Source organism: Methylocucumis oryzae (assembly GCF_000963695.1).
GTDB lineage: Bacteria > Pseudomonadota > Gammaproteobacteria > Methylococcales > Methylomonadaceae > Methylovulum > Methylovulum oryzae.
In genome coordinates, this window is the sequence record NZ_LAJX01000382.1 from 1 (window position 1) to 447 (window position 447).

2 protein-coding genes are annotated in these 447 nt (G+C 50.6%); both read left to right on the plus strand.

The window, feature by feature from the left end:
• Positions 1-174, plus strand: a 174-nt coding sequence (gene tnpB / locus VZ94_RS21810) for an IS66 family insertion sequence element accessory protein TnpB (protein ID WP_045780860.1), incomplete at its 5' end; no start/stop codon positions are given.
• 86 nt (positions 175-260) lie between these two features.
• Positions 261-447: hypothetical protein (locus tag VZ94_RS21815; RefSeq protein ID WP_045780861.1), on the plus strand; the 187-nt coding region annotated here is incomplete at its 3' end.

Consider the following 447-nt stretch of genomic DNA (forward strand, 5'->3'; position numbering starts at 1 on the left):
TGGGACGGCAATGGTGTTTGGCTGTGTCAACGCCGCTTGCATCGCGGTCATTTTATCTGGCCGCGACACGAAGAGGCGGTGTTTTTGGTCACTGAAGCGCAATGGCGCTGGCTCGTAGCTGGGGTCGATTGGCAACGCTTGTCAGCGCTTCCATCGGCGGATTGGCAACCTTGAAAGCGCTGTTTTGAGTCCTAAAAAAAATCGCTTAAACCCAGTATTGATAAGGCTTGCAGGCGTTTTTTTTTGGTATAATAACCACCATGAAAACACTCGCCGACATCGACCGTTTAGACTTCGAACCAGCCGCCAAAAGCCAAGTGGTGGATATGATTCGGGTGTTGCTTGACCAAACGGTACAGGATAGAGAGTTGCTGCAGCTCAAAGACGCGCAAATTCAAGCTAAAGACGCCGTCATCCGGGCCAAAGACTTCAAAATCGAAGCCCTAA